Source organism: Allobranchiibius sp. GilTou38 (assembly GCF_017565325.1).
GTDB lineage: Bacteria > Actinomycetota > Actinomycetes > Actinomycetales > Dermatophilaceae > Allobranchiibius > Allobranchiibius huperziae.
Window position 1 is genome coordinate 77,134 of record NZ_JAGEKN010000010.1, and the last position, 21,634, is coordinate 98,767.

Sequence of the window (21,634 nt, forward strand, 5' to 3'; positions counted from 1 at the left end):
GTCCCGTGAACGGCTGGCGTCCCACCCCGGCTCTGCTCACCGCGGCCGGGGCCACAGCAGGTCTGCTCGTCATCGCCGTCCTGTCGCAGAACTCCGGTCTGGTCGTGGTGGCCGCTCCCCTGCTGATCATCTCCGTCTGGTCGCTCCTGGACCGCCCGGAAGGACGACCGCGGGTGATCGACGCGACGACGGTGCCGCGTACCCATGAGGGGGCGACCCAGACATGGTCCCTGCAGGTCACCGATCTGGCGGGCGCCGAGATCGTCGACGCCACCACCTCCTGCACCGCGCACGTCGATACCGACCCGGCGTCCGGCCTGCTGCGCGCCATACCGTCCGGTGAATCCGCCGAGTTGTCGATGCGGTGGGCCGCCCGGCGATGGGGACCCGCAGAGGTCGGCAGCGGCAGCTGCGTCGCGTTCAGCACCTGGTCCGGTTTCCGGGCCGGTCCGCTGCCGTTCCGTCCGAGCCGCGTCCAGGTCAGCCCCGCCATTCCCGCCTTCACCGCAACGGGCGGTGCGCCCCGGCCCGCCGGTCTGGTCGGCCAGAACCGCAGCCAGCGTCGCGGTGACGGTTCGGAGTTCGCGGACATCCGGGGCTTTCAGAGCGGCGATCGACTGCGCCGCATCCACTGGCCGATCTCCGCGCGGACCGGACAGTTGCACGTCCGCACGACCTACGCGGAGTTGGACAGCGAGATCCTGCTCGTGCTGGACGCCGAGGAGGAGTACGGCGATTCGAGTACGCACGCCGAGACCTCGCTCGACATCGGGGTCCGATCCTGCGCGGCCATGGCGGCGCATCTGCTGCAGCGTGGGGAACGCGTGGGGCTGCAGGTCCTCAGCAGCGTCCGCCCGGAACGCGTGCGCAGCAGGGGTGGGTCGGGACAGCTGCGACGGATCCTGCACGAGCTGTCGGGGGTGCGGCCCGGAGCGCTCGGCGCCGGCATGGGCGCCCGCAACCGGATCCGTGCATCGCGCGGCACGCTCGTCGTCGTGGTCACCCCGTTGGTCGGCACCGCCGCCACCACCCTCGCCGCCGAAGCGGCCCAGCGCGGCCTTCCGACCGTGCTGGTCGACTCGTTGCCGGCGGTCGCCGCATCCGGGGACCCCGCGCAGCGGCTGAGCATGCTGCAGCGACAGGTACGCATCCAACGGCTGCAGGCCCACGGTCTCGCCGTGGTGCCGTGGCGGGGGCCCGGCTCGCTGGATCCGGTGCTGCGCCGGATGGGCGCGGCCGGGGTGGGGGGACGTGTCCGATGACCGTCGCACGACGCGTTGACTCCGCGACCGTCCTCGACCTGCATCCGCATCGGCTGCTGCTGCTGCTCGCGGCGGTGCTGAGCGCGGTCCTGGTGCAGGTGATGATCCCGGTCGCGGCTCACGCAAACGCGTTGGAGATCGTGCTCTTCGCCCTGGCCATGGCCCTCGTCCTGCTCGACTCGACCGGGGTCGGAGCGAACCTGCTGACGGTGGTCACCGCCTTGGGGTGGGTCTGGGCGGGCTCCCGCGGCGTGGACGGCTACACGCTCATCGTCGCCGCAGCGTTGCTGGTGAACCACAGTTGTCTGACCCTGGTGGCGCACGGCCATCCGGGATCGCCGGTCGGGCGCGCAGTGACCGCCCTCTGGGGTACGCGGATCGCCGTCGTCGGCGTCCTGACGGCACTGACGTGGTGCGCCGCTCTGGCCTGGAGCACCCGACGCCTCCCGGCCACCGACGTCTTCACCGTGATGGCGCTGCTGCTGCTCGCCGGCGTGCTCCTGTGGGTGCGCCGAGAGCTCACTCGCACCGACGGCGACGGCGATGGGTGAGCCGGCCGCCGTACCGGCTCAGGCGGGTACGACGAGGGCCCCGCCGCACCATCGGTGCTGCGGGGCCCTCGCGACGTCGATCCGAGTCAGGCGGATTCCTTGCGCGGCGCACGCTTTCGCGCCGGCGGGGTGGCCTCGCGGCGCACGATCGTCGGGTTGACGTTGTCGAGAACGACCTCGCGGGTGATCACGACGCGAGCGATGTCGTCCTCGCTCGGCACGTCGAACATCACCGGCAGCAGCACCTCTTCGAGGATCGCACGCAGTCCGCGGGCACCGGTGCCGCGCAGCATCGCCTGCTCGGCGACGGCCTCGATGGCATCCTCGCTGAATTCCAGCTCCACGCCGTCGATCTCGAACATCTTCTCGTACTGGCGCACGAGCGCGTTGCGCGGCTCGGTGAGGATCGAGACCAGGCCCGCACGGTCCAGGGGCTCGACCGTGGTGATGACCGGGAGCCGGCCGATGAACTCCGGGATCAGCCCGAACTTCATCAGGTCCTCCGGCAGCACGTCGGAGAAGCTCTCCAGCGCACCGGTGTTCAGCTTCAGCTCGGAGCCGAAGCCCAGGCCCTGCTTGCCCGCACGGGACTCGATGATCTTCTCCAGTCCGGCGAACGCCCCGCCGACGATGAAGAGCACGTTGGTGGTGTCGATCTGGATGAACTCCTGGTGCGGGTGCTTGCGCCCGCCCTGCGGCGGCACGCTGGCCGTCGTACCCTCCAGGATCTTCAGCAGCGCCTGCTGCACACCCTCGCCGGAGACGTCACGGGTGATCGAGGGGTTCTCGCTCTTGCGGGCGACCTTGTCGATCTCGTCGATGTAGATGATGCCGGTCTCGGCCTTCTTCACGTCGAAGTCGGCGGCCTGGATCAGCTTCAGCAGGATGTTCTCGACGTCCTCGCCGACGTAGCCCGCCTCGGTGAGCGCGGTGGCGTCGGCGATCGCGAAGGGCACGTTGAGCATCCGCGCGAGCGTCTGCGCCAGATAGGTCTTGCCGCAGCCGGTCGGGCCGATCAGCAGGATGTTGGACTTGGCGATCTCGACGGCCGTCGCGTCCTTCTTGGTGATCTGCTCGGCGGCCTGGATGCGCTTGTAGTGGTTGTAGACGGCGACGGCCAGCGCACGCTTGGCGGCGTCCTGACCGACGACGTACTGCTGCAGGAACTCAAAGATCTCACGCGGTTTGGGCAGCTTGTCCAGGCCCACCTCGGAGGTCTCGGCGAGCTCCTCCTCGATGATCTCGTTGCACAGGTCGATGCACTCGTCGCAGATGTAGACCCCGGGCCCGGCGATCAGTTTCTTGACCTGCTTCTGGCTCTTCCCGCAGAAGGAGCACTTGAGCAGGTCACCGCCCTCTCCGATGCGTGCCACGTGGCGATCCTTTCCGGCGGTCCTACGAGAACTTTGTGCGACGGGTGTCGAGGTGCCGACGCTACCCGTCGGCGACTTGCGCCCACGTCATTGAAACCCGGTGTCGCGGCACAAGTCACGCCTGTCCGCTGTCGGCGCAACGCCCCTCGTACGCCCGGTTGACGGCCTCGCCGCGCGCGTGGAGCCACGGCGCGCCGTACAGGGCGCGCGGCGACCCTGCGCGGTGGCCGTCAGGCCTGTTCGACCTCGCTGCGCAGCTTCAGCACCTTCGTCCCGTCGTCCTGCTCGATCTCGTATGCCGGGTCGTCGTCACTGCCGTTGCGAGTGATCTCGCTCCCCTTGACGGTGCGGGTGACCTTGTCGTGGTGCACAGCGGTAACCGTCCCGTCAGCTGTGCCCCGACCCCACTTCCACGTGACCGTGCTGCCCTTGCGGATGCTCATCGCCCCACCGTACGCGCTGCGAAATCCGTTGGCAGTCAAACCTGGTCACCCGCCACACTCACAGCCGTGAACCAGATGCAGACCACGTTGCGCCACCACTTCAGGTGGCACTCCGACCCACCGCGGTGGCCCGCGCACCGCGTGAGTTACGCCGATGTGAGCGGGTGGTGGCGCGATCCCGATCTGCTCGCGCGGCTCGGTCCGATGCTGGGTGGCCTGTTCCCGAAGGGCGATCCGACGGTGGTCATGGGCGTCCAGTCCCGCGGCCTGCTGCTTGGTCCTCTGGTCGCATCCATCTCGGCGTGGGCTTCGTCGAGGTGCGCAAGGGGGCGGAACGGGCGCGCACACCGACCAGTGGTTCGTGCGCACCACGGCGCCGGACTACTGCGATGAGCAACAGGAGCTCGCGGTGCGGCGTGCAGTCCTCCGCAGCACCGATCGCGCGCTCTTCGTGGATGAGTGGATCGCCACCGGCGCCCAGGTGACCGCCTGCCGGCGCTACTTCGGGGCGGCCGCGGTCAGGTCCCGATTTCGCACGGTATGGCGCGGTCGACACCCTCCCGAATCCGGATGTCAGCGTGCACGACCGGACCCGGAACACACGGACGCCGCCCACCCTGGTCGGGTGAGCGGCGTACGCCGTGCTGCGCGGTCAGGCTTGTTCAGTCCTGACCGGAGGCCTTGCGGCTTGTCAGAACCTGGTCGATCAGGCCGTACTCCTTGGCCTGGGCCGACGTGAGGATCTTGTCGCGCTCGATGTCCTTGCGGATCTGCTCGGCGGTCGCGCCGGTGTGGAACGCCAGTGTGTCCTCGAGCCACTCGCGCATCCGGAAGATCTCGTTGGCGGTGACCTCGAGGTCGGACGCCGTGCCACCGGTGCCCTCCATCGCGGGCTGGTGGATCAGGATCCGCGCGTTCGGCAGGGCGTAGCGCTTGCCAGCGGCACCCGCACCGAGCAGGACGGCGGCGGCCGAGGCGGCCTGACCGACCACGAACGTCTGCACGTCGGGGCGGATGTACTGCATCGTGTCGTAGATCGCGGTCAGCGCGGTGAAGGAGCCGCCGGGAGAGTTGATGTACATCAGGATGTCCCGGTCGGGGTCCTGGCTCTCCAGCACGATCAGCTGGGCGATGATGTCGTCCGCCGACGCGTCGTCGACCTGCACGCCGAGGAAGATGATGCGGTCCTCGAAGAGCTTGTTGTAGGGGTCCGAGCGCTTCATCCCGTAGGAGGTGCGCTCCTCGAACTGCGGCAGGATGTAGCGGCTCGATGGCGCTGGCACAGAGAGACCAGCGTGACCGACGTACGGCGAATTCATCTGTGCTCCACTCGAATCGGTCCAGTTGCTCATGCCTTCACCTGCCCGGGGGCGTCCTCGGCACGCTCGAAGACGTGGTCGACGAAGCCGTACTCCTTGGCCTCCTGCGCGGAGAACCAACGGTCCCGGTCGGAGTCGGCGGTGATCTGCTCGACGGTCTGCCCCGTGTGCTGGGCGATCAGCTCGGCCATCTTGTTCTTGATGAAGATCATCTGCTCGGCCTGGATCTTGATGTCGGAGGCCGTGCCGCCGAGACCGCCCGACGGCTGGTGCATCATCACGCGGGCGTTGGGCGTCGCGTAGCGCTTGCCGGGGGTGCCGGCCGAGAGCAGGAACTGCCCCATGCTGGCCGCCATCCCCATCGCGACCGTGGCCACGTCGTTGGGGATCCAGTTCATCGTATCGAAGATGGCCATGCCCGCGGAGATCGAGCCGCCCGGGCTGTTGATGTAGAGCCAGATGTCGGCGTTCGGGTCCTCGGCCGTCAGAAGCAGCAGCTGCGCGGCGATCACGTTGGCGTTGTCGTCGCGGACGTCGGAGCCGAGGAAGATGATGCGTTCCTTCAGCAGCCGGTTATAGATCTGGTCGTCGAGTCCCCCGGTCGGTGCCTGGGTCGCCATCGAGACCTTCTGGATGTCACTCAAGGTCGTCTCTTCTCTCATCGCGTCGGACTGCTCCGGACGGCCCCGCCTGCGCGAGGTCACGGAGCGGTCGAATCAGCTTCTACTGGACCCTAACGCCCGGCCTGCGCCGTTCCGTCCCCGATGTCGGCCGTGTTCGCCGTGAGCGCAAGCGCCCGAGCTGCGCCCGGTATGCCAACGGGGTCCGCGCATCGAATCGATGCGCGGACCCCGTTGAGTCACAAACTGATTCAGGCCTTCGGCGCCTCTACAGAGGAGTCCTCGGAGTCGACGGCGTCCGTGCTGTCGGTGCCGTCGGTGGCCTCGTCGTCGCCCGTGACCTCGATGGCCTCGGTGCCGTCGGCCGCCTCGGCGTCGTCGTCCTCCCCGGCGTCGTTGAGCGCGTTCAGGTCGACGGTCTCACCGTTGGTGTCCACGACCGTGACGCGCTCCAGCACCGTGCTGAGCGCCTTGCGGCGGGCGACCTCACCCATCACCGCAGGCACCTGGCCCTGCTGGTCCAGCGCCTGCGCGAACTGGTTCGGGTCCATGCCGTACTGCTGCGCGGACATGATCAGGTACTCGATCAGCTCTTCCTGGGAGACCTGCACCTCGTTCTCCTCGACGATCTTGTCGAGCAGGAACTGGCTCTGCAGTGCCTTCGTGGTGCTCTCGGTGACCTCGGCGCGGTGCTCGTCGTCGTCGACGCGGTCCTCACCCTCGAGGTGCTGCTGCACCTCGGCCTCCACGATGCTCTGCGGCACCGCGAGGTCCAGGTCCTCCAGCAGCTGGTCCAGGACCTTGTCGCGCGCCTGGATGCCCTGCTGGAAACGCTTGCCCCGCTCGGCCTGCGCGGTCATGTCGGTGCGCAGCTCCTCGACCGTGTCGTGCTCGGAGGCCAACTGGGCGAAGTCGTCGTCGACGTCGGGCAGCTGACGCTCCTTGACCGACTGGACGGTGACGGAGCACTGGGCGGCCTGGCCCTCGTGCTCGCCGCCGGCCAGGGCGGCCTCGAAGGTGGCGGTGTCGCCGGCGGACAGACCGGTGACCGCGTCGTCCAGGCCCTCGAGCATGTTGCCGCTGCCGACGACGTACGAGACGCCGGAGACGTCATCGATCTTCTCGTCGCCGATGGTGGCGGACAGGTCGATGGTGAGCGAGTCGCCTTCAGCGGCGGCGCGTTCGACCGGGGCCAGCGTGCCGAACCGCTCGCGAAGGGTCTCGATCTCGGCGTCGACGTCCTCGTCGGTGACCTCGACAGGGTCGACGGTCACGCTGATCGCGGAGAAGTCGGGCAGATCGAACTGCGGGCGCACGTCGACCTCGACGGTGAACTTCAGGTCCTCACCCTCGCTCGCCGGCACGTCGGTGACCTCGACCTCGGGCTGGCCGAGTGGCTGCACGTCGTTGCTCTCCAGCGCCTGGCCGTAGAACTCCGGCAGGGCCTCGTTGACGGCCTCCTGCAGCACGGCGCCACGGCCGACCCGCTGGTCGATGATCCGTGCCGGCACCTTGCCCTGGCGGAAGCCCGGCACCTGGATCTGGTTGCCGATGGTCTTGTAGGCCGCGCTGACGCTCGGCTCCAGCTCGGCGTAGGGGACCTCGATGGTCATCTTGACCCGCGTCGGGCTCAGGGTGTCGACGGCGCTCTTCACTGCACAGACTCCATAGATCGAAAGGGGCTCTCTGCCGGCGTACGTCGCAAGGCGGGCGTCGGCGACCCGGACGACCGGGCGGCGAAAGCGGGAACCGTCTGCCATGTTCCCTGACGAAGCGGGGCGCGAGCAAACCGGTGGGGTACGAGGTGCCCCGGCCGGGCGTCTCCAGATGTCGGTTCGGGAGGGTTCGCACACCGCGCGACCGTCCCGGATCGACATCTCGATCGCAGAAACAAGCGTCGGGTGACAGGAACCACGGGCTCACTTCGTTCCGCCCGCTCCCGGCATCCCGTTGCCCCTCCTTCGTCGGGGTAACAGGATTTGAACCTGCGGCCTTCCGCTCCCAAAGCGGACGCGCTACCAAGCTGCGCCATACCCCGTGCTGCGCGGCTGGTGCGAACCACACCACGCGAGCCAGTACGCTATCGCCTCGGCGCAGCACACCGGACCACACACCATCGGGTGGGACGAGGTTGCGCCACGCGGGTGTAGCTCAATGGTAGAGCCCCAGTCTTCCAAACTGGCTACGCGAGTTCGATTCTCGTCACCCGCTCACAGTGCCGCACCGCAGGCTCCGACAGCGTTGGCCCGCAATGGTTCTGGTCGTCGTCAGGCAGCCAACGCACAGGGCAGCGATGCCCATGGGTGCCGGCACGGACGCGACGAGGCCATGCACGCCTCCACCGTCGCCAGCGCATGCTTCAGCGGTGAGAAGTGCCGCAGGGGTCGCATCGCAGCAGGGCAGTACGCGGATCTCGCGATCCTCGACGAGGACTACATGACCGCGCCGACGGACGCGCTCCCCGCTATCGAGCCGGTGTACGGCGGGGTCGCCGGCACCCTGCCCTGCACGCCCGGAGAACCTCTCGACGGCCGACCCCCGCCTGTGCTTACGTGGAACGTAAGGCCACGGCATCTGGTCGCGGCCCTCTCTTGAAGGAGATCTGATGGGACTGTTCGACAGCGCCAAAGACAAGGCGAGCGACTTCGCGAGCGACAACCCGGACAAGCTCAAGGAGGGTGTCGAGAAGGGCGGGGACTTCGTCGACGACAAGACCGGCGGCAAGTACTCCGACCAGGTCGACAAGGGTCAGGACGCCGTCAGTGAGCGCTTCGGTGGCGGTCAGGGCGGCGACGACGCGGGCGACGGAGACCAGAACCAGAACTGAGGCCGATCACCGACCAGACAGGTCACGAGGGGTGCCGGGCCCCGACGGGTTCGGCACCCCTCGCGTGCATGGTGCGCACCCGTCGAGCGTGCGGGGGGTCGTGCAGGACGCGGGAGACGACGTTCAGTCGCGGCAGAGCATGACGGCGGTGCGGTCGTCGCCCTGACCGGACCGTGCTGCTTCGCACACCCGGCCGGCGGACCCCACGGACGTCGGGAGCGCGCGGATGGTGTCCAGCACCTGGGCCAGCCCCTCCGACAGGTCCAGGTCGCGGGTCTCCACGATCCCATCGGTGTAGAGCAACAGGGCGTCGCCGTGCTCCAGGACACCCTCCACCCGGGGGTAGTCGCGTGCGTTCTGGCCCTCGAGCACCCCGAGGCAGGTGCCGGTGGCCCCGTCGACCGTGGTCCAGAGGTTGGTGGCGGCATGGAACTGCACGGCGGCGGGGTGGCCGGCGGATCCCACCGAGAAGCTGCCGTCGGCCAGATCCACACATACGTGGATCGCGGTGGCGAAGCCCTCGGACCAGTTCTGGCGCACCAGATAGTCGTTGGCGGCGGGCAGGAAGTCCTGCGGCGCGACGGGGCCGAGCAGCCCGCTCACCGCTCCGCCCATGAGCATCGAACGTGAGCCTGCTTCGTGCCCGCTGCCCGAGACGTCGACCAGAGCCACCTCGAAACGGTGCTGATCGGTGCGGTTGCCGATCACGAAGTCGCCCGAGAAACGATCGCCGTCGGCTGCCCGGGTCACCGACTCGACCCTCCACCCGGCGGGGAGTTCGGGCATCCGGCCCTGCACACGCACCCGTTCGTGCAGTTCGTGGAGCAGGGTCGAGGAGACTGCGTGGGACAGCCAGGGGGATTCCCGCACGGAGGAGACCCCCAGCCCGAGAGCCCCCCCTCCAGCCGCCAGCACGAGCACTGCGGCGAGCAGACCGTCGAACCTCGCCGACAGCACGGTGAGGACGACGATGATGCACAACGCCGCGATGATCGCGGCTCTCACGCGGGGCCGGCGTACCCCGTCTTCACGCGTCGCATCGCGAGGCGTGAAGTGGACGTGTACAGCCATACGCGCAACGTAACCCGGCCGTCAGCGGATCACAGCACGCCCATACGCAGGCTTTACACAACAATTACGCGGCGCAGACCCACCGCCGTACCGCGTCATTCCTGCGGTAGCGAGCCGTCCTTCTCGAACCGGGTCAGCATGTCCAGGCGGCGCTGGTGGCGCTCCTCGCCCGAGAACGGCGTCTCGAGGAAGACGGACACCATCGCCTTGGCCTGCTCGACCGTGTTGAAACGTCCCCCGAGGGAGATCACCTGGGCGTTGTTGTGCTGCCGGGCGATCTGCGCCAGTTCGGTCGTGTAGCAGAGCGCGGCCCGAATGCCCGGCACCTTGTTGGCCGCCATCTGCTCGCCGTTGCCGGAGCCGCCGAGGACGATGCCCAGCGAGCCCTCGTCCTGCGCAACACCCTCCGCCGCACGCAGCACGAAGACCGGATAGTCGTCCTGCGCGTCGTACTCCTTCGCGCCGTGGTCGACCACCTCGTGGCCTTGCTCGCCCAGCCAACGGACCAGCTCGCGGTGCATGTCGTACGCCGCGTGGTCCCCTCCGATGTGCACCCGCATCCGCTCGCCTCTCAGCTGAAGTCCGGCGACGCTTCGCGTGACCGCTTGAGTTCGTAGAAACCGGGGGTGGCGGCGACGAGGAGGCAGCCGTCCCAGAGCTTGCCCGCGGCGTCGCCCTTGGGTGCAGGAGTGACGACGGGTCCGAAGAAGGCGGTGCCCTCGACGCTCACGACCGGGGTGCCGACATCGTCGCCGACCATGTCGATCGCCCGCTGGTGGGACGCCCGCAGATCCTTGTCGGTCTCGTCGCCGGGGGTGTTCTGCGCCTGCTCGAGCAGGTCCTGCGGCAGACCCACCTCGTCCAGTGCCTCGCTCAGCACCACGCGCAGGTCGTCCTCGTCCTTGCCGCGGCCGCCCGGGTGCAAACGGGTGCCGATGGCGTCGTACAGCTGTTTGCGGGTCTCGGGTCCGTGCTCGCGCTCCGCGGCGATGACCACCCGGACCGGCAACCAGGCCCGGGTCATCATGGCGCGGTACTCCTCAGGCAGGTCGCGGTCCTCGTTGAGGACGGACAGGCTCATCACGGACCAGGTGATCTCGATGTCGCGGACCTTCTCCACCTCCAGCAACCATCGGGAGGTCATCCATGCCCACGGGCACATCGGATCGAAGAACATTTCGGCTCGGCTGGTGGTCACACTCGTCATCTTGCCACTGCGACCGGATGACAGGATGGCGGAGCCCGGGAGTCGCCCGGGAGACACGACGCAAGGGGACCGAACGTGGCACTGCAGGAGCTCACCCGGGACGAGGCCGGCGCCCGCGCCGAGTTGATCGAAGTGCAGGCGCACGCCGTCGATCTGGACCTCACGACCGGTCCGCAGACGTTCGGTACGACCTCGCGCATCGAGTTCAGCGCGACTGCCGGCGCCTCGACGTTCGTGGACTTCCTGGGCGAGTCGGTACGCGCGATCGAGCTGAACGGCGTCTCCCTGGATCCGGCGACCCACTACGACGGTGCCCGCGTGACGCTTCCGGGCCTGGCGGCCGAGAACGTCGTACGCATCGAGGCCGTCGGCCGCTACATGAACACCGGCGAGGGCGTGCACCGCTTCGTGGACCCCACCGACGGCGAGGTCTACCTCTACACCCAGTTCGAGGTCGCGGACAGCCGACGCGCGTTCCCGGTCTTCGAGCAGCCCGACCTCAAGACCCGCTTCGCCTTCACCATCACCGCCCCGGCGACCTGGCAGGTCCTGTCCAACGAACCCGCCTCCGAACCGACCCCCGGCGAGAACGGTTCGGCCACCTGGGTCTTCCCACCCACTCCCCCGATCAGCTCCTACGTCACCGCGTTCGCGGCCGGCCCGTACGACGTCGTCCGCGACTCGGTCACCACGCGCGCCGGCGAGATCCCGCTGGGCGTGCTGTGCCGCCGTTCGCTGCGCGAGCACCTCGACGCCGACAACATCTTCGACCTCACCAAGCGCGGGTTCGCGTTCTTCGAGGAGATGTTCGACCGGGAGTTCCCCTTCACCAAGTACGACCAGCTCTTCGCCCCCGAATACAACATGGGTGCGATGGAGAACGTCGGCCTGGTCACCATCGCGGAGATCTACGTCTTCCGCTCGGCCGTGCCCGAGTCGTTGGTCGAACGCCGCGCGCTCACCGTGCTTCACGAGCTCGCGCACATGTGGTTCGGCGACCTGGTGACGATGCGCTGGTGGGACGACCTGTGGTTGAACGAGTCGTTCGCCGAATGGGCCTCCACCACCGCCCAGGCGGAGGCGACCCGCTGGTCCAGCGCCTGGACCACCTTCAGCCTGGCCGAGAAGTCCTCCGCCTACATCGCCGACCAGCTGAGCTCCACCCACCCGATCGCCGCCGACGCGCGCAACTGGTCGGACGTGGAGAACAACTTCGACAACATCACCTACGCCAAGGGCGCCTCGGTGCTGAAGCAGCTCGTGGCGTACGTCGGGCGCGAGCCGTTCGTGGCGGGCCTGCGTTCCTATTTCCAGAAGTACGCGTGGGGCAACACCGACCTGCGTCACCTGCTCGCCGAGCTGGAGCAGACCTCCGGGCGCGACCTCATCGCGTGGGCTCGGACGTGGCTGCAGACGGCCGGAGTCGCGACGATGCGCCCCGCCATCGAGACCGCCGACGGGCGCCTCGCGTCCGTGACCATCGAGCAGACCGCCCCGGACAGCCACCCCACAATGCGCCCGCACCGGATGGGCGTCGGCTGCTACGCCCTGCGAGACGGGCGGCTGGAGCGCACGTCGTACCTGGAGCTGGACGTCGACGGGGCCCGCACGACGGTGCCCGAGCTGGCCGGCGCGGCGCGCCCGGACCTGTTGCTGCTCAACGACGACGACCTGGCCTACACGAAGATCCGGCTCGACGACGTGTCGCTGGCGACCGTGCTCGCCAACCCCACGGCGCTGCAGGATTCCCTGGCACGCTCACTGGTGACCGCGGCCGTGTGGGACATGACCCGCGAGGCCGAGACGGCGGCGACAGACTTCATCGCGTTCATGCTCGATGTGCTTGCGACGGAGCATGATTCGACGGCCATCAAGGTGGCGCTGGAGCAGATCGCGGTCAGTCGCCGGATGTACGTCGCTCCCGACCACCGTGAGGCGGCGCGCCATCAGGTGGCCGACGGTCTCGGGCGTCTCCTGCGGAACGCTGCAGCCGGCAGCGACGCCCAGCTGCAGTTCGCCCGTGCGTTCGCGCAGGTCGCGGTCCGCGACGAGGACATCGCCGTGGTGCGGGGCCTGCTCGACGGCACTGCGCCGCTGGCCGGGCTGGCGATCGACACCGACATGCGGTGGTCCCTGCTCACGTCGCTCGCGGCGTCCGGCGCCATCGGCGACGACGTCATCGAGCAGGAGCTCGCGCGCGACCGCACCTCGACCGGTGCGGAGCGAGCGGCCGGCGCGCGGGCGGCGTACCCGACGGCCGAGGCGAAGGAGGCCGCCTGGGCGGCTGCCTTCGTAGGATCGGACCTGCCGAACCAGACACTGGTCGCGGTGGCCGCAGGGTTCGCCACGGCGCACGACCCGCAGCTGCTGGAGCCGTACGTCGAGCGCTTCCACGCCGGCATCCGCACCATGTGGGAGGGCCGCACCTTCGCCATCGCCTCCGGGGTGGCGAAGCGGATGTACCCCATCACGCTCGCCGACCAGCCGTTGCTCGACGCCACCGAGGCGTGGCTGCGCGACAACGGTGACGCGCCCGATGCGCTGCGCCGGATCATGAGCGAGCATCGCGACGCGGTCGCCCGGGCCCTGCGGGCGCAGGTCCGCGACGCCTAGCGCTGACCACTGCCCGTTGTGGCCGGCTCGGCCCCGAACAGCGCTTGAAGGGCCGGCCCGCTGCTCGTTGTGGCCCGCTCGGGCCCGAACGACGGTTGAGGGGCCGGCCCGCTGTTCGTTAGGGCCCGCTCGGCCCGGACGGCGACGGGTCGGGTCAGCGCTCGCGCTGGGTGACGCAGCGGATCAGCCGCTTGGCCCGCCGCGACACCATCAGCTGGTCCAGGCTCACCGCATTGCCGTTAGCGTCCGCAAGGGGCAGTCGCCAGTTGGGGTACTCGTCGTGGGTGCCCGGCTGATTGATCGTGCGCACGTCGCCGACCAGGTCGTTGACCGAGACGCCGAGCATCTTGCTGGGCGACCAGGTCAGGAAGCGGTGCAGCGCGTCGACCTGGTCCTCGATCGATGCGCGTTCGCCGAGTAGGCCGCGAGTGCGCAGCACCGACAGGACGGCCTCGCGCTGTGCGTCGTCCTGGGCTATCTCCTCCTCCAGCGGCTGGGTCAGCAGGTTGAGGCTGTGTCGGACGCTGATGTGCTCGCCTTGCAGATACCCGGCCGTCGGCGGCAGGTCGTGGGTCGTGACACTGGCGAGGCACAGCTGACGGTAGGTCTCCGGTGGCAACGGCGCGCCGTCCTTGTCGCGCTCGAACCACAGGATCGAGGTGCCGAGGATGCCGCGTTCGGCCAGGTACTCACGCACCCAGCCCTCGACGGTGCCGAGGTCCTCGCCTATCACGACAGCGCCGGCGCGGTGCGCCTCCAGCGCCAGGATGCCGACCATCGCCTCGTGGTCGTAGCGCACGTAGGTGCCCTCGGTGGGCGACTCGCCGCGGGGCACCCACCAGAGCCGGAAGAGGCCGAGGATGTGGTCGACCCGCAGCCCACCGGACATCGACAGGGCCGTACGGATCATCTCCCGGTAGGGCAGGTACGCCTGCTCGGCGAGGCGGTTCGGACGCCAGGGCGGCTGGCTCCAGTCCTGCCCGAGCTGGTTGTAGTCGTCCGGGGGCGCTCCGACGCTGATGTCCCGCGCCAACACATCGCCGAGCGCCCAGGCGTCGGCTCCCGACGGGTGGACCCCCACCGCGAGGTCAGCGACCACGCCGACACCCATGCCCGCGCTGCGCAGCTCGGCCTGCGCGTCGGCGAGCTGCCGCTGCGCGATCCACTGCAGCCAGCACTGGAACTCCACCTCGGTCGCGAGGCGCTCACGCTCACCGCGTACGGCATCGGACCGGGGGTCGTGCAGCTCTTCCGGCCACTCCTGCCAGGGCAGACCGCGATCGAGCACCAGCGCGCACCAGGTCGCGTAGTCGAGCAGCCCGTCACCCTCCTCGGCGCAGAACTGCTCGAACTCCCGCACCCGGCGGTGGGTGCGCGGCACCCGGAAGAGCATCCGCAGCGCAGCTTCCTTTGCGGTCCAGCATCCGTCGCGGTCCAGCTGCTCCAGATTGTTCAGCCGCCGCGCGTCGTCGCCGTGCCACTCGACCAACTGGTGCTCCGCGGCCGACAGGTAGCCGATCTCGAGGACCTCCTCCACCCGGATGTACATCGGGTTGACGAACCGCCGCGTCGTCGGGAGATACGGCGACGGCTCCATCGGAGCGATCGGCTCGGCCGCGTGCACCGGATTGACGAGCACGAAATCGGCGCCGTTGCGAGCAGCCCAGGTGCCGAGCTCGGCCAGGTCGGCAGCGTCGCCGATACCCCAACTGCGAGCGCTGCGAACGCCGTACAGCTGCGCCTGCAGTCCCCAGGCCCGGTCGGTGCGCAGCGCCGCGGGCAGCGCGAGCCGTGCGGGGGTGACGATGACCGTCGTACGGTGCTCGTCCTCGCCGGTGCGCACGACGAGGCGGTGGTAGCCCAGGGGCAGTGACGCCGGCATCACCACGGTCGCCTCGCCCGTCAGGAGACCGTCGACCTCGCGGGGGTCGACCCAATGGTCGGCCTGCGCGATGTCCTGCTCGGCACCGTCTTCAAGTTCGATGCGGGCGGAAAGGCTTTGGCCATCCGGTAGATGCACCGGCACCCACGACTCGGTGCCCTTGCGCACCATGACGACCGTGGGGAGCACCTGGCGCCAGGTGCCGTCGGCGGCCACCCGCAGCGCCTCGGTGACCGCCGCGTCGTCGGAGACGTCGACGCCGAGCGCCGTCAGTACCGCGGCGATGGTGGCGTCGGAGACGGTGACGTGGTTGTCCTTCCAGTCCCGATACTCGGTGGCAACACCATGCGCGCGGGCGAGTTGCGCCAGCGGAGACCCCTCGGACATGGCGGCAGTCTTGCAGAGCGGCCGACGGGGTCCGCGGACTTGGGTCGGGCGACCCTGGCAGTCACACTGACGGCCATGGCATTCGTGCACCTCGTGACCGACGCCGACCACAGCGGCTGGGGCCTGCTGCTCGGCACACCCATCACCATCGCGGGCATCGTCATCGGTGCGATGGTCCTGCGCTGGTTGGTGCACCGGGCGATCCGGCGTGCTGTCGAGGTGATGGAGGCCCGATCCGACGAGCGCACCGTGGCCACCCGCCGACCCGGCCGGGTCATCCGTCAGGCCGCGGGCCTGGACAGCGAACGACGCAAGCAACGAGCGGCGACCACCGGATCGCTGCTGAGGTCGGTGTCCACCCTGGTCATCTACGGCATCGCCGCGATGATGGTGATGGCCGAGCTGGGCGTGCCGCTCGCTCCCCTCCTCGCCTCCGCCGGGGTCGGCGGCGTCGCGCTCGGTTTCGGTGCGCAGAGTCTGGTGCGTGACTTCCTGTCCGGGATCTTCATGATCATGGAGGACCAGTACGGCGTCGGCGACGTCATCGACACCGGTCAGGCCATCGGAACCGTCGAGGAGGTCACGCTGCGCATCACGCGGGTGCGGGACGCCGACGGGGTGGTCTGGTACGTGCGCAACGGAGAGATCCTGCGGATCGGCAACAAGTCGCAGGGCTGGGCGACGACGACGGTCGACCTGCCCATCGCCTACGACCAGAGCGTCGAGAAGGCGCTGCGCACCCTGCGGGAGGTGACCGAGCGTATCGACGATGAATCTCCCTGGAAGGAGAAGCTGTTGGAGACTCCACTGGTGGCCGGGGTGGAGTCGGTGACCGGCGGGAGCGTCACCCTGCGCATCATCGCCAAGTGCGTGCCGGGCGAGCAGTACGCCGTGTCGCGTGAGATCCGCGAGCGGGCCAAGGTAGGGCTGGACGCCGCGGGCATCGCCGCGCCCCAGCTGCCGCCGTACACCGCCGTCCCCCCGCGCTGATGTCGGCTGACAGACTGCAGGACATGCCCGAGCCCGATCTTCAGACCTTCTACGCGCAGGTGGGAGGGCATGAGACCTTCGCCAAACTCGTGCACGAGTTCTATCGCGGCGTCGCCTCCGACCCGCCCTTGCGTGCGCTCTACCCCGAGGAGGATCTGGGGCGTGCGGAGGACCGACTGCGCGGTTTCCTCGAGCAGTACTGGGGCGGACCGACGACCTACAGCGAGGAACGCGGCCACCCTCGGCTGCGGATGCGGCACATGCCCTTCAGCGTCACTCCGGCGCAGCGCGACCGCTGGATCCTGCACATGATGGCCGCCGTCGACACCCTCGACCTCGACCAGACCCACGACCTGCTGCTGCGTGACTACCTCACGCGGGCGGCCTACTCCCTGGTGAATTCCCTTGACGCTGAATAAGACTCAACCCTGGTGGCGGACGGCCGTCATCTACCAGATCTACCCGCGATCCTGGGCCGACGCGGACGGTAACGGCGTCGGCGACCTGCCCGGCATCGTGCGTCGACTCCCCTACCTGCGCGACCTGGGGATCGACGCCGTGTGGCTCTCGCCGTTCTACACCTCGCCGCAGGCGGACGCCGGCTACGACGTGGCGGACTACTACGACGTCGATCCGCTCTTCGGTGACCTGTCGGACGCGGACCGGCTCGTCACCACGGCGCACGAGCTGGGCCTGAAGCTGGTCGTGGATCTGGTGCCGAACCACACCTCCGACGAACACGCATGGTTCAAGGCCGCGTTGACGGCGGCACCCGGTTCACCCGAGCGTGGCCGCTACATGTTCCGTGACGGTCGCGGCGCGGACGGCGCGCAACCACCGAACAACTGGCAGAGCATGTTCGGGGGTCCGGCGTGGCAGCGCGTCGTCGAGGCCGACGGCGCGCCCGGCCAGTGGTACCTGCACCTCTTCGATCGAAAACAGCCCGATCTGAACTGGGACAACCCACAGGTGCGCGAGGAGTTCGAGCACGTCCTGCGCTTCTGGCTCGACCGCGGTGTGGACGGCTTCCGGGTCGACGTAGCGCACGGTCTGGCCAAGGCGGACGGCCTGCCGGACTGGAGCGGGGCCATGCACATGGCGGACGGCCGTCAGCAGCAGCGCGCCCCGATGTGGGACCAGCCCGGCGTGCACGAGATCTACCGCTCGTGGCGCGCCGTCCTGGACACCTACGACGTCGCCGACGCGGACACCCGCCAGGGCGACGGCCGGATGATGTGCGCGGAGGCGTGGGTCGTGCCGGCGGAGAACCTGGCCAAATACGTCCGACCCGACGAGTTCCACCAGGCGTTCAACTTCGAATTCCTCGAAAGCCCCTGGGGCGCAATGGCGTTGAGGGATGTCATCGACCGCACGTCGGACGCGAACGCCGCGGTCGGCGCACCGACCACCTGGGTGCTGTCCAATCACGACGTGGTCCGTCACGCGACCCGGCTGGGTCTGCCCGAGGGTGCGGAGAAGCTCAACGGAATCGGCGCCGACGACCCCCAGCCCGACGCCGAACTCGGCCTGCGACGTGCGCGGGCGGCCACCGCGCTGATGCTCGCCCTGCCCGGAGGTGCCTACCTCTACCAGGGCGAGGAGCTGGGGCTGCCCGACCACACGACGATGCCCGACGAGGCCCGGCAGGACCCCACCTACGCGCGCACCCGGCACAAGGACAAGGGTCGCGACGGGTGCCGGGTGCCGATGCCGTGGGAGAAGGACGCCCCCGCCGACGGCTTCAACGACACCGGCGAGCTGTGGCTGCCGCAGCCCGCGGTGTACGCCGAGCTGGCCGTGGACCAGCAGGTCGGGGTGGCCGGTTCCACCCTCGAGATCTACCGCACCTTGCTGCGGCTGCGTCGCGAACACGACCTCGCCACAGGGGAGCTGCATTGGGTGACGGTCGAGCCCGACGTGCTGATCTTCGACAACGGCGCGGTGCGGTCGATCACCAACTTCGGGTCGACGCCGTGTCCGGTGCCGACCGGATGGTCGGTCGCCGTCGCGAGCGGTCCGCTGCAGGACGGCGCGGTGCCGGTGGACACGACCGTCTGGACGACGCGCGACGCCTAGCGGCAGAGCACGTGGCCGGTGGGAGTGGTCACTCGGTGCCAGCGTCCGGCGGTGAAGACCTGAGCACTGTCACCGACCAGGAAGCCCAGCGCGTACGCCGCGAACGCCACCGACCCGGGCAGCGTGTCGGCGCTCTCGCCCGGCAGGGGCCGGCCCCATACGCGTCGCCGCAGGTCCTCCACGGCGGCAGCTCCGGACCCGGACGGCACGCCCTGGGCGATCTCCGCGATCCCCTGCTGCGCGATCTCCCTCAGCTCACTGGTGGCGATCGAGCCGGCCGGTGACCAGCCCCCGCGCGGCGGACTGACCGACGCCCACGAGGCGCGTACCTCCTGGGGAGGGATGTCCAGCAGCGAGCCGGCGGATTGCCGCGCCAACCGGTCACCGACCGCGGCGACCGGCACGACGGTGTCGACCTCGGCGGGCTCGGACAGGGCGAGCACCCGCAGTCCGAGCGTGGTGCCCTGACCGGACAGTTCGCGGGAGGACTGCACGCCGACCCACACCGCGAGCGACCGCCCGCCGGCCTGCAGGCGCACGGCGCCGTCCGCGTCCAGCGCCTTGGCCCGCGCGCAGTAGGTGGCCAGATCCGAGCGGGTCTGCTCGTCCGCTAGGTGCACAACGGGCATGGTGCCCACGCTCAGGTGTGGTCGACGGGACGGCGCTTCAGCGCGACCGGCGGGCCGGCGTACTGCTGCAGGATCGTGCGGGCGCTCTCGCTCAGCCGTGTCGGGCGCTGGGTGTCCATGTCGAACGCGACCTGGGTCGTCTCGGCGGACGCGAAAACCTCTGTGCTGTCCGGGGTTTCACGCACCTCGTAGCCCAGATCGAACGACGCGCCCGCGATCCGGGTGACCCACGTCGTGATGCAGATCGGCTCGTGGCGGTAGTGGAGCTGTCGCAGGTAGTCGATCTCGGCGCGCGCGATCAGCAGCCGGGGCCGCTCGTGCGCCTCGTCCGAACCGTCGAACCACTCGTTGAAGGCCAGGATCCGCGCCTCCTCCAGCAGGCGCAGGAACTGCACGTTGTTCACGTGACGCAGGGCGTCCATGTCGGACCAGCGCAGGGGCACGCTGACGTGGAAGAGGGGGTTCGGCATAGGTCGATTATCCGTATGCCGGGCGGGTGCGACCCGCTGGGTAGAGTCACCCGGGTGACCGACGCCGACGAGATGAGTGCCATCAGTGCGGAGCAGGCCGAGCAGGACCCCGTCGGGTCGTTGCTCGAAGTGCTCGATCTGAAGCCGGTGGGCACAGCAAGTTTCCGGCCCGAGACGGCGCCCGGCGCGGGAGACGAGGCGGATCTGTCGGAGCGGACCCTGGACGTCTACGTCGGGCGCAGCCAGGTCACCCCGCACGGCCGCGCGTTCGGTGGTCAGGTGCTCGCGCAGAGCGTCATCGCCGCCGGTCGCAGCACCCCGCAGGACCGCCAGATCCACTCGCTGCACGCGTACTTCGTGCGCCCGGGCGACTCGGCGCACCCGATCCGCTTCGCCGTCGAGAACCTGCGCGACGGCAACTCGTTCTCGGTACGCCGAGTGCACGCGATGCAGTACGGCAACACGATCCTGTCGGCCACGCTGTCCTTCCAGCGGCCGGCCGACGGCCTGGACCACCAGGCCGAGATGCCCTCGGCGCCCGACCCCGAGCGGGCCTGGACCACCGAGCAGGAACTGCAGGGCATCGATCACCCGTCGGCACACCACTGGCGCCGGCGGGCGCTGGACGTCCGCAACGTCGAGGGCGCGCTCTATGTGCACCCCAGCAGGCAGCGGTCGGCTCACCAGATGGTGTGGATGAAATCGCTGCGTGAGCTGCCGGACGACCCACTGCTGCACGCCGCGGTCTTCGCCTACGCCTCGGACTACTCGCTGCTGGAGTCGGTGCTGCGCCGACACGGGCTCGTGTGGTCCTCCCCCGGGTTGCGCCCGGCGTCACTGGACCACGCCATGTGGTTCCACCGCCCCGGCCGCATCGACGACTGGGTGCTCTATCAGCAGGAGTCGCCGTCGGCCTCGGGCGGACGCGGCCTCGGGCTGGGCAAGCTCTTCGGCGTCGACGGCACCCTGATCTGCTCGGTCGCCCAGGAGGGCATGGTCCGGGTCAAACCGCGTCCCGAATAGCACCACAGCGACCCCTGCGACCGCTTCGAAGCATCGTTCTGCCAGGGTGATCGGCATGGCTGCCGGACGACTGGACCCCATCACGCTGACCGGGCGCCTCGTGCGACTCGAGCCGCTGTCCCCCGACCACCTCGACGGGCTGGTCGAGGCGTCCGAGGACGGGCAGATGTACGACCGCTGGTACACCAGCATCGCGAGTCCGGACGACATGGCCGGCGATGTGCAGCACCGCCTCGACCTGCAGGCCAGCGGTTTCATGCTGCCGTTCACCACCATCCGGCAGTCCGACGGAGCGGTGCTCGGCGGCACGACGTTCTACGACATCCAGCTCGACGTGCCGCGGGTGTCGATCGGCTACACCTGGAACCGCGCGTCCGCGCACGGCACGGGCAGCAACCCCGAGAGCAAGCTGCTGCTGATGATGTTCGCATTCGAGACGCTGGGCGTGGAGTGCGTGCGGTACGAGACCAGTTGGATGAACACCCAGTCACAGGCCGCCATCGAGCGCCTCGGTGCGCGGCGGGACGGCGTACTGCGCGCCGACAAGCGCGAGCGCACCGGCGCCCTGCGCGACACGGTCGTCTACTCGGTCCTCGCGCACGAGTGGCCGTCGGTGAAGAACGGCCTGGAGCACCGCCTCCGCCACCGCTGACCCCGTCGGGGGTGCAGACATGGTCGAGGGGTGGGGCTGCAGCCCCACCCCTCGACCACGTTCCTACCCCTCGATGGGGAGGTCCGCGTCCGGTGCCCGCTCAGTCGCGGGTGAGGCGACGGTGGGTGACCCGGTGCGGGCGGGCCGCCTCGACACCGAGCCGCTCGACCTTGTTCTCCTCGTACGCGTCGAAGTTGCCCTCGAACCAGTACCAGTTGGCCGGGTTCTCCTCGGTGCCC

General features: G+C 69.3%; 20 protein-coding genes and 2 tRNA genes. 10 read left to right on the forward strand and 12 right to left on the reverse strand.

Annotation, left to right across the window (positions count from 1 at the left end; translation table 11 throughout):
* Positions 1-5 precede the first annotated feature (5 nt).
* Together JOB34_RS14560 and JOB34_RS14565 are read left to right on the forward strand one after the other, a co-directional pair.
* Complete coding sequence (locus tag JOB34_RS14560; RefSeq protein ID WP_208053367.1) at positions 6-1,262, forward strand: DUF58 domain-containing protein; 1,257 nt, start codon at positions 6-8, stop codon at positions 1,260-1,262.
* The gene (locus JOB34_RS14565) at positions 1,259-1,813 is read left to right on the forward strand and encodes a hypothetical protein (RefSeq protein ID WP_208053368.1); all 555 of its coding nucleotides are present in this window, start codon (positions 1,259-1,261) and stop codon (positions 1,811-1,813) included. The genes JOB34_RS14560 and JOB34_RS14565 overlap by 4 nt, the downstream gene beginning before the upstream one ends.
* A gap of 86 nt (positions 1,814-1,899) precedes the next feature.
* On the opposite strand, the gene clpX is transcribed toward JOB34_RS14565, so the two are convergent.
* The 6 genes from clpX to JOB34_RS14595 all read right to left on the reverse strand — a co-directional run bounded on the left by clpX (position 1,900) and on the right by JOB34_RS14595 (position 7,606).
* Positions 1,900-3,186, reverse strand: coding sequence for an ATP-dependent Clp protease ATP-binding subunit ClpX (gene clpX / locus JOB34_RS14570; protein WP_208053369.1), 1,287 nt, complete (start codon positions 3,184-3,186; stop codon positions 1,900-1,902).
* A 230-nt stretch (positions 3,187-3,416) separates the two neighbouring features.
* A complete protein-coding gene (locus JOB34_RS14575; protein WP_208053370.1) occupies positions 3,417-3,629 on the reverse strand; it encodes a DUF2945 domain-containing protein in 213 nt (70 codons plus the stop codon).
* Between the two features lie 662 nt (positions 3,630-4,291).
* The gene (locus JOB34_RS14580; RefSeq protein WP_208053393.1) at positions 4,292-4,948 is read right to left on the reverse strand and encodes an ATP-dependent Clp protease proteolytic subunit; all 657 of its coding nucleotides are present in this window, start codon (positions 4,946-4,948) and stop codon (positions 4,292-4,294) included.
* 29 nt (positions 4,949-4,977) lie between these two features.
* Complete coding sequence (locus JOB34_RS14585; RefSeq protein ID WP_179483731.1) at positions 4,978-5,568, reverse strand: ATP-dependent Clp protease proteolytic subunit; 591 nt, start codon at positions 5,566-5,568, stop codon at positions 4,978-4,980.
* Between the two features lie 251 nt (positions 5,569-5,819).
* Positions 5,820-7,223 (reverse strand): trigger factor, encoded by a 1,404-nt coding sequence (gene tig / locus JOB34_RS14590; RefSeq protein ID WP_208053371.1) that lies wholly within the window; start codon positions 7,221-7,223, stop codon positions 5,820-5,822.
* Positions 7,224-7,532: 309 nt separating this feature from the next.
* Positions 7,533-7,606 (reverse strand) — tRNA-Pro (locus tag JOB34_RS14595).
* Between the two features lie 102 nt (positions 7,607-7,708).
* On the opposite strand from JOB34_RS14595, the gene JOB34_RS14600 reads away from it, so the two are divergent.
* A tRNA-Gly gene (locus JOB34_RS14600) sits at positions 7,709-7,779 on the forward strand.
* A gap of 394 nt (positions 7,780-8,173) precedes the next feature.
* On the forward strand, positions 8,174-8,395 hold the full coding sequence (locus tag JOB34_RS14610) for an antitoxin (RefSeq protein WP_208053373.1): 222 nt from the start codon (positions 8,174-8,176) through the stop codon (positions 8,393-8,395).
* 123 nt (positions 8,396-8,518) lie between these two features.
* Here the strand turns inward: JOB34_RS14610 and JOB34_RS14615 are convergent, their stop codons facing one another.
* The 3 genes from JOB34_RS14615 to JOB34_RS14625 all read right to left on the reverse strand — a co-directional run bounded on the left by JOB34_RS14615 (position 8,519) and on the right by JOB34_RS14625 (position 10,673).
* Positions 8,519-9,466 carry a PP2C family protein-serine/threonine phosphatase gene (locus tag JOB34_RS14615; protein WP_208053374.1) on the reverse strand — a complete coding sequence of 316 codons (948 nt, stop codon included), beginning with the start codon at positions 9,464-9,466 and terminating at the stop codon, positions 8,519-8,521.
* A gap of 95 nt (positions 9,467-9,561) precedes the next feature.
* Positions 9,562-10,026, reverse strand: coding sequence for a ribose-5-phosphate isomerase (locus tag JOB34_RS14620; RefSeq protein WP_208053375.1), 465 nt, complete (start codon positions 10,024-10,026; stop codon positions 9,562-9,564).
* A gap of 11 nt (positions 10,027-10,037) precedes the next feature.
* A complete protein-coding gene (locus JOB34_RS14625; protein WP_208053376.1) occupies positions 10,038-10,673 on the reverse strand; it encodes a DsbA family protein in 636 nt (211 codons plus the stop codon).
* Between the two features lie 75 nt (positions 10,674-10,748).
* Here JOB34_RS14625 and pepN point away from each other — a divergent pair, with 75 nt between their 5' ends.
* On the forward strand, positions 10,749-13,286 hold the full coding sequence (gene pepN / locus JOB34_RS14630) for an aminopeptidase N (protein WP_208053377.1): 2,538 nt from the start codon (positions 10,749-10,751) through the stop codon (positions 13,284-13,286).
* A gap of 154 nt (positions 13,287-13,440) precedes the next feature.
* Here pepN and malQ read toward each other — a convergent pair whose 3' ends face one another.
* Positions 13,441-15,555, reverse strand: coding sequence for a 4-alpha-glucanotransferase (gene malQ / locus JOB34_RS14635; RefSeq protein ID WP_208053378.1), 2,115 nt, complete (start codon positions 15,553-15,555; stop codon positions 13,441-13,443).
* Positions 15,556-15,630: 75 nt separating this feature from the next.
* Here malQ and JOB34_RS14640 point away from each other — a divergent pair, with 75 nt between their 5' ends.
* From JOB34_RS14640 to JOB34_RS14650, 3 genes are read left to right on the forward strand one after another with little or no spacing between them, the layout of a single operon-like run.
* Positions 15,631-16,545 (forward strand): mechanosensitive ion channel family protein, encoded by a 915-nt coding sequence (locus JOB34_RS14640; protein ID WP_208053379.1) that lies wholly within the window; start codon positions 15,631-15,633, stop codon positions 16,543-16,545.
* Positions 16,546-16,568: 23 nt separating this feature from the next.
* Entirely contained in the window at positions 16,569-16,964 is a 396-nt protein-coding gene (locus tag JOB34_RS14645) for a globin (RefSeq protein WP_208053380.1), read from the forward strand.
* Complete coding sequence (locus JOB34_RS14650) at positions 16,951-18,621, forward strand: glycoside hydrolase family 13 protein (RefSeq protein WP_243758161.1); 1,671 nt, start codon at positions 16,951-16,953, stop codon at positions 18,619-18,621. The genes JOB34_RS14645 and JOB34_RS14650 overlap by 14 nt, the downstream gene beginning before the upstream one ends.
* Here JOB34_RS14650 and JOB34_RS14655 read toward each other — a convergent pair.
* Both JOB34_RS14655 and JOB34_RS14660 read right to left on the reverse strand, forming a co-directional pair.
* Entirely contained in the window at positions 18,618-19,250 is a 633-nt protein-coding gene (locus tag JOB34_RS14655) for a hypothetical protein (protein ID WP_208053381.1), read from the reverse strand. The two genes, JOB34_RS14650 and JOB34_RS14655, sit on opposite strands and share 4 nt — an antisense overlap.
* An 11-nt stretch (positions 19,251-19,261) precedes the next feature.
* Entirely contained in the window at positions 19,262-19,720 is a 459-nt protein-coding gene (locus tag JOB34_RS14660; RefSeq protein WP_208053382.1) for a thioesterase family protein, read from the reverse strand.
* A 54-nt stretch (positions 19,721-19,774) separates the two neighbouring features.
* Between JOB34_RS14660 and JOB34_RS14665 the strand changes: the two genes are divergently transcribed.
* A complete protein-coding gene (locus tag JOB34_RS14665; protein ID WP_347813881.1) occupies positions 19,775-20,743 on the forward strand; it encodes an acyl-CoA thioesterase II in 969 nt (322 codons plus the stop codon).
* A 55-nt stretch (positions 20,744-20,798) separates the two neighbouring features.
* A complete protein-coding gene (locus tag JOB34_RS14670) occupies positions 20,799-21,395 on the forward strand; it encodes a GNAT family protein (protein ID WP_208053383.1) in 597 nt (198 codons plus the stop codon).
* The last annotated feature ends 239 nt before the right edge of the window (positions 21,396-21,634 follow it).

Excerpts from the sequence above, each read along its gene's own strand:
- JOB34_RS14565 (WP_208053368.1), top strand. The coding sequence starts at position 1,259 with ATGACCGTCGCACGACGCGTTGACTCCGCGACCGTCCTCGACCTGCAT.
- JOB34_RS14575 (WP_208053370.1), bottom strand. The coding sequence starts at position 3,629 with ATGAGCATCCGCAAGGGCAGCACGGTCACGTGGAAGTGGGGTCGGGGC.
- JOB34_RS14580 (WP_208053393.1), bottom strand. The coding sequence starts at position 4,948 with ATGAATTCGCCGTACGTCGGTCACGCTGGTCTCTCTGTGCCAGCGCCA.
- JOB34_RS14585 (WP_179483731.1), bottom strand. The coding sequence starts at position 5,568 with ATGGCGACCCAGGCACCGACCGGGGGACTCGACGACCAGATCTATAAC.
- JOB34_RS14610 (WP_208053373.1), top strand. The coding sequence starts at position 8,174 with ATGGGACTGTTCGACAGCGCCAAAGACAAGGCGAGCGACTTCGCGAGC.
- JOB34_RS14615 (WP_208053374.1), bottom strand. The coding sequence starts at position 9,466 with ATGGCTGTACACGTCCACTTCACGCCTCGCGATGCGACGCGTGAAGAC.
- JOB34_RS14620 (WP_208053375.1), bottom strand. The coding sequence starts at position 10,026 with ATGCGGGTGCACATCGGAGGGGACCACGCGGCGTACGACATGCACCGC.
- JOB34_RS14625 (WP_208053376.1), bottom strand. The coding sequence starts at position 10,673 with ATGACGAGTGTGACCACCAGCCGAGCCGAAATGTTCTTCGATCCGATG.
- malQ (WP_208053378.1), bottom strand. The coding sequence starts at position 15,555 with ATGTCCGAGGGGTCTCCGCTGGCGCAACTCGCCCGCGCGCATGGTGTT.
- JOB34_RS14640 (WP_208053379.1), top strand. The coding sequence starts at position 15,631 with ATGGCATTCGTGCACCTCGTGACCGACGCCGACCACAGCGGCTGGGGC.
- JOB34_RS14645 (WP_208053380.1), top strand. The coding sequence starts at position 16,569 with ATGCCCGAGCCCGATCTTCAGACCTTCTACGCGCAGGTGGGAGGGCAT.
- JOB34_RS14655 (WP_208053381.1), bottom strand. The coding sequence starts at position 19,250 with ATGCCCGTTGTGCACCTAGCGGACGAGCAGACCCGCTCGGATCTGGCC.
- JOB34_RS14660 (WP_208053382.1), bottom strand. The coding sequence starts at position 19,720 with ATGCCGAACCCCCTCTTCCACGTCAGCGTGCCCCTGCGCTGGTCCGAC.
- JOB34_RS14670 (WP_208053383.1), top strand. The coding sequence starts at position 20,799 with ATGGCTGCCGGACGACTGGACCCCATCACGCTGACCGGGCGCCTCGTG.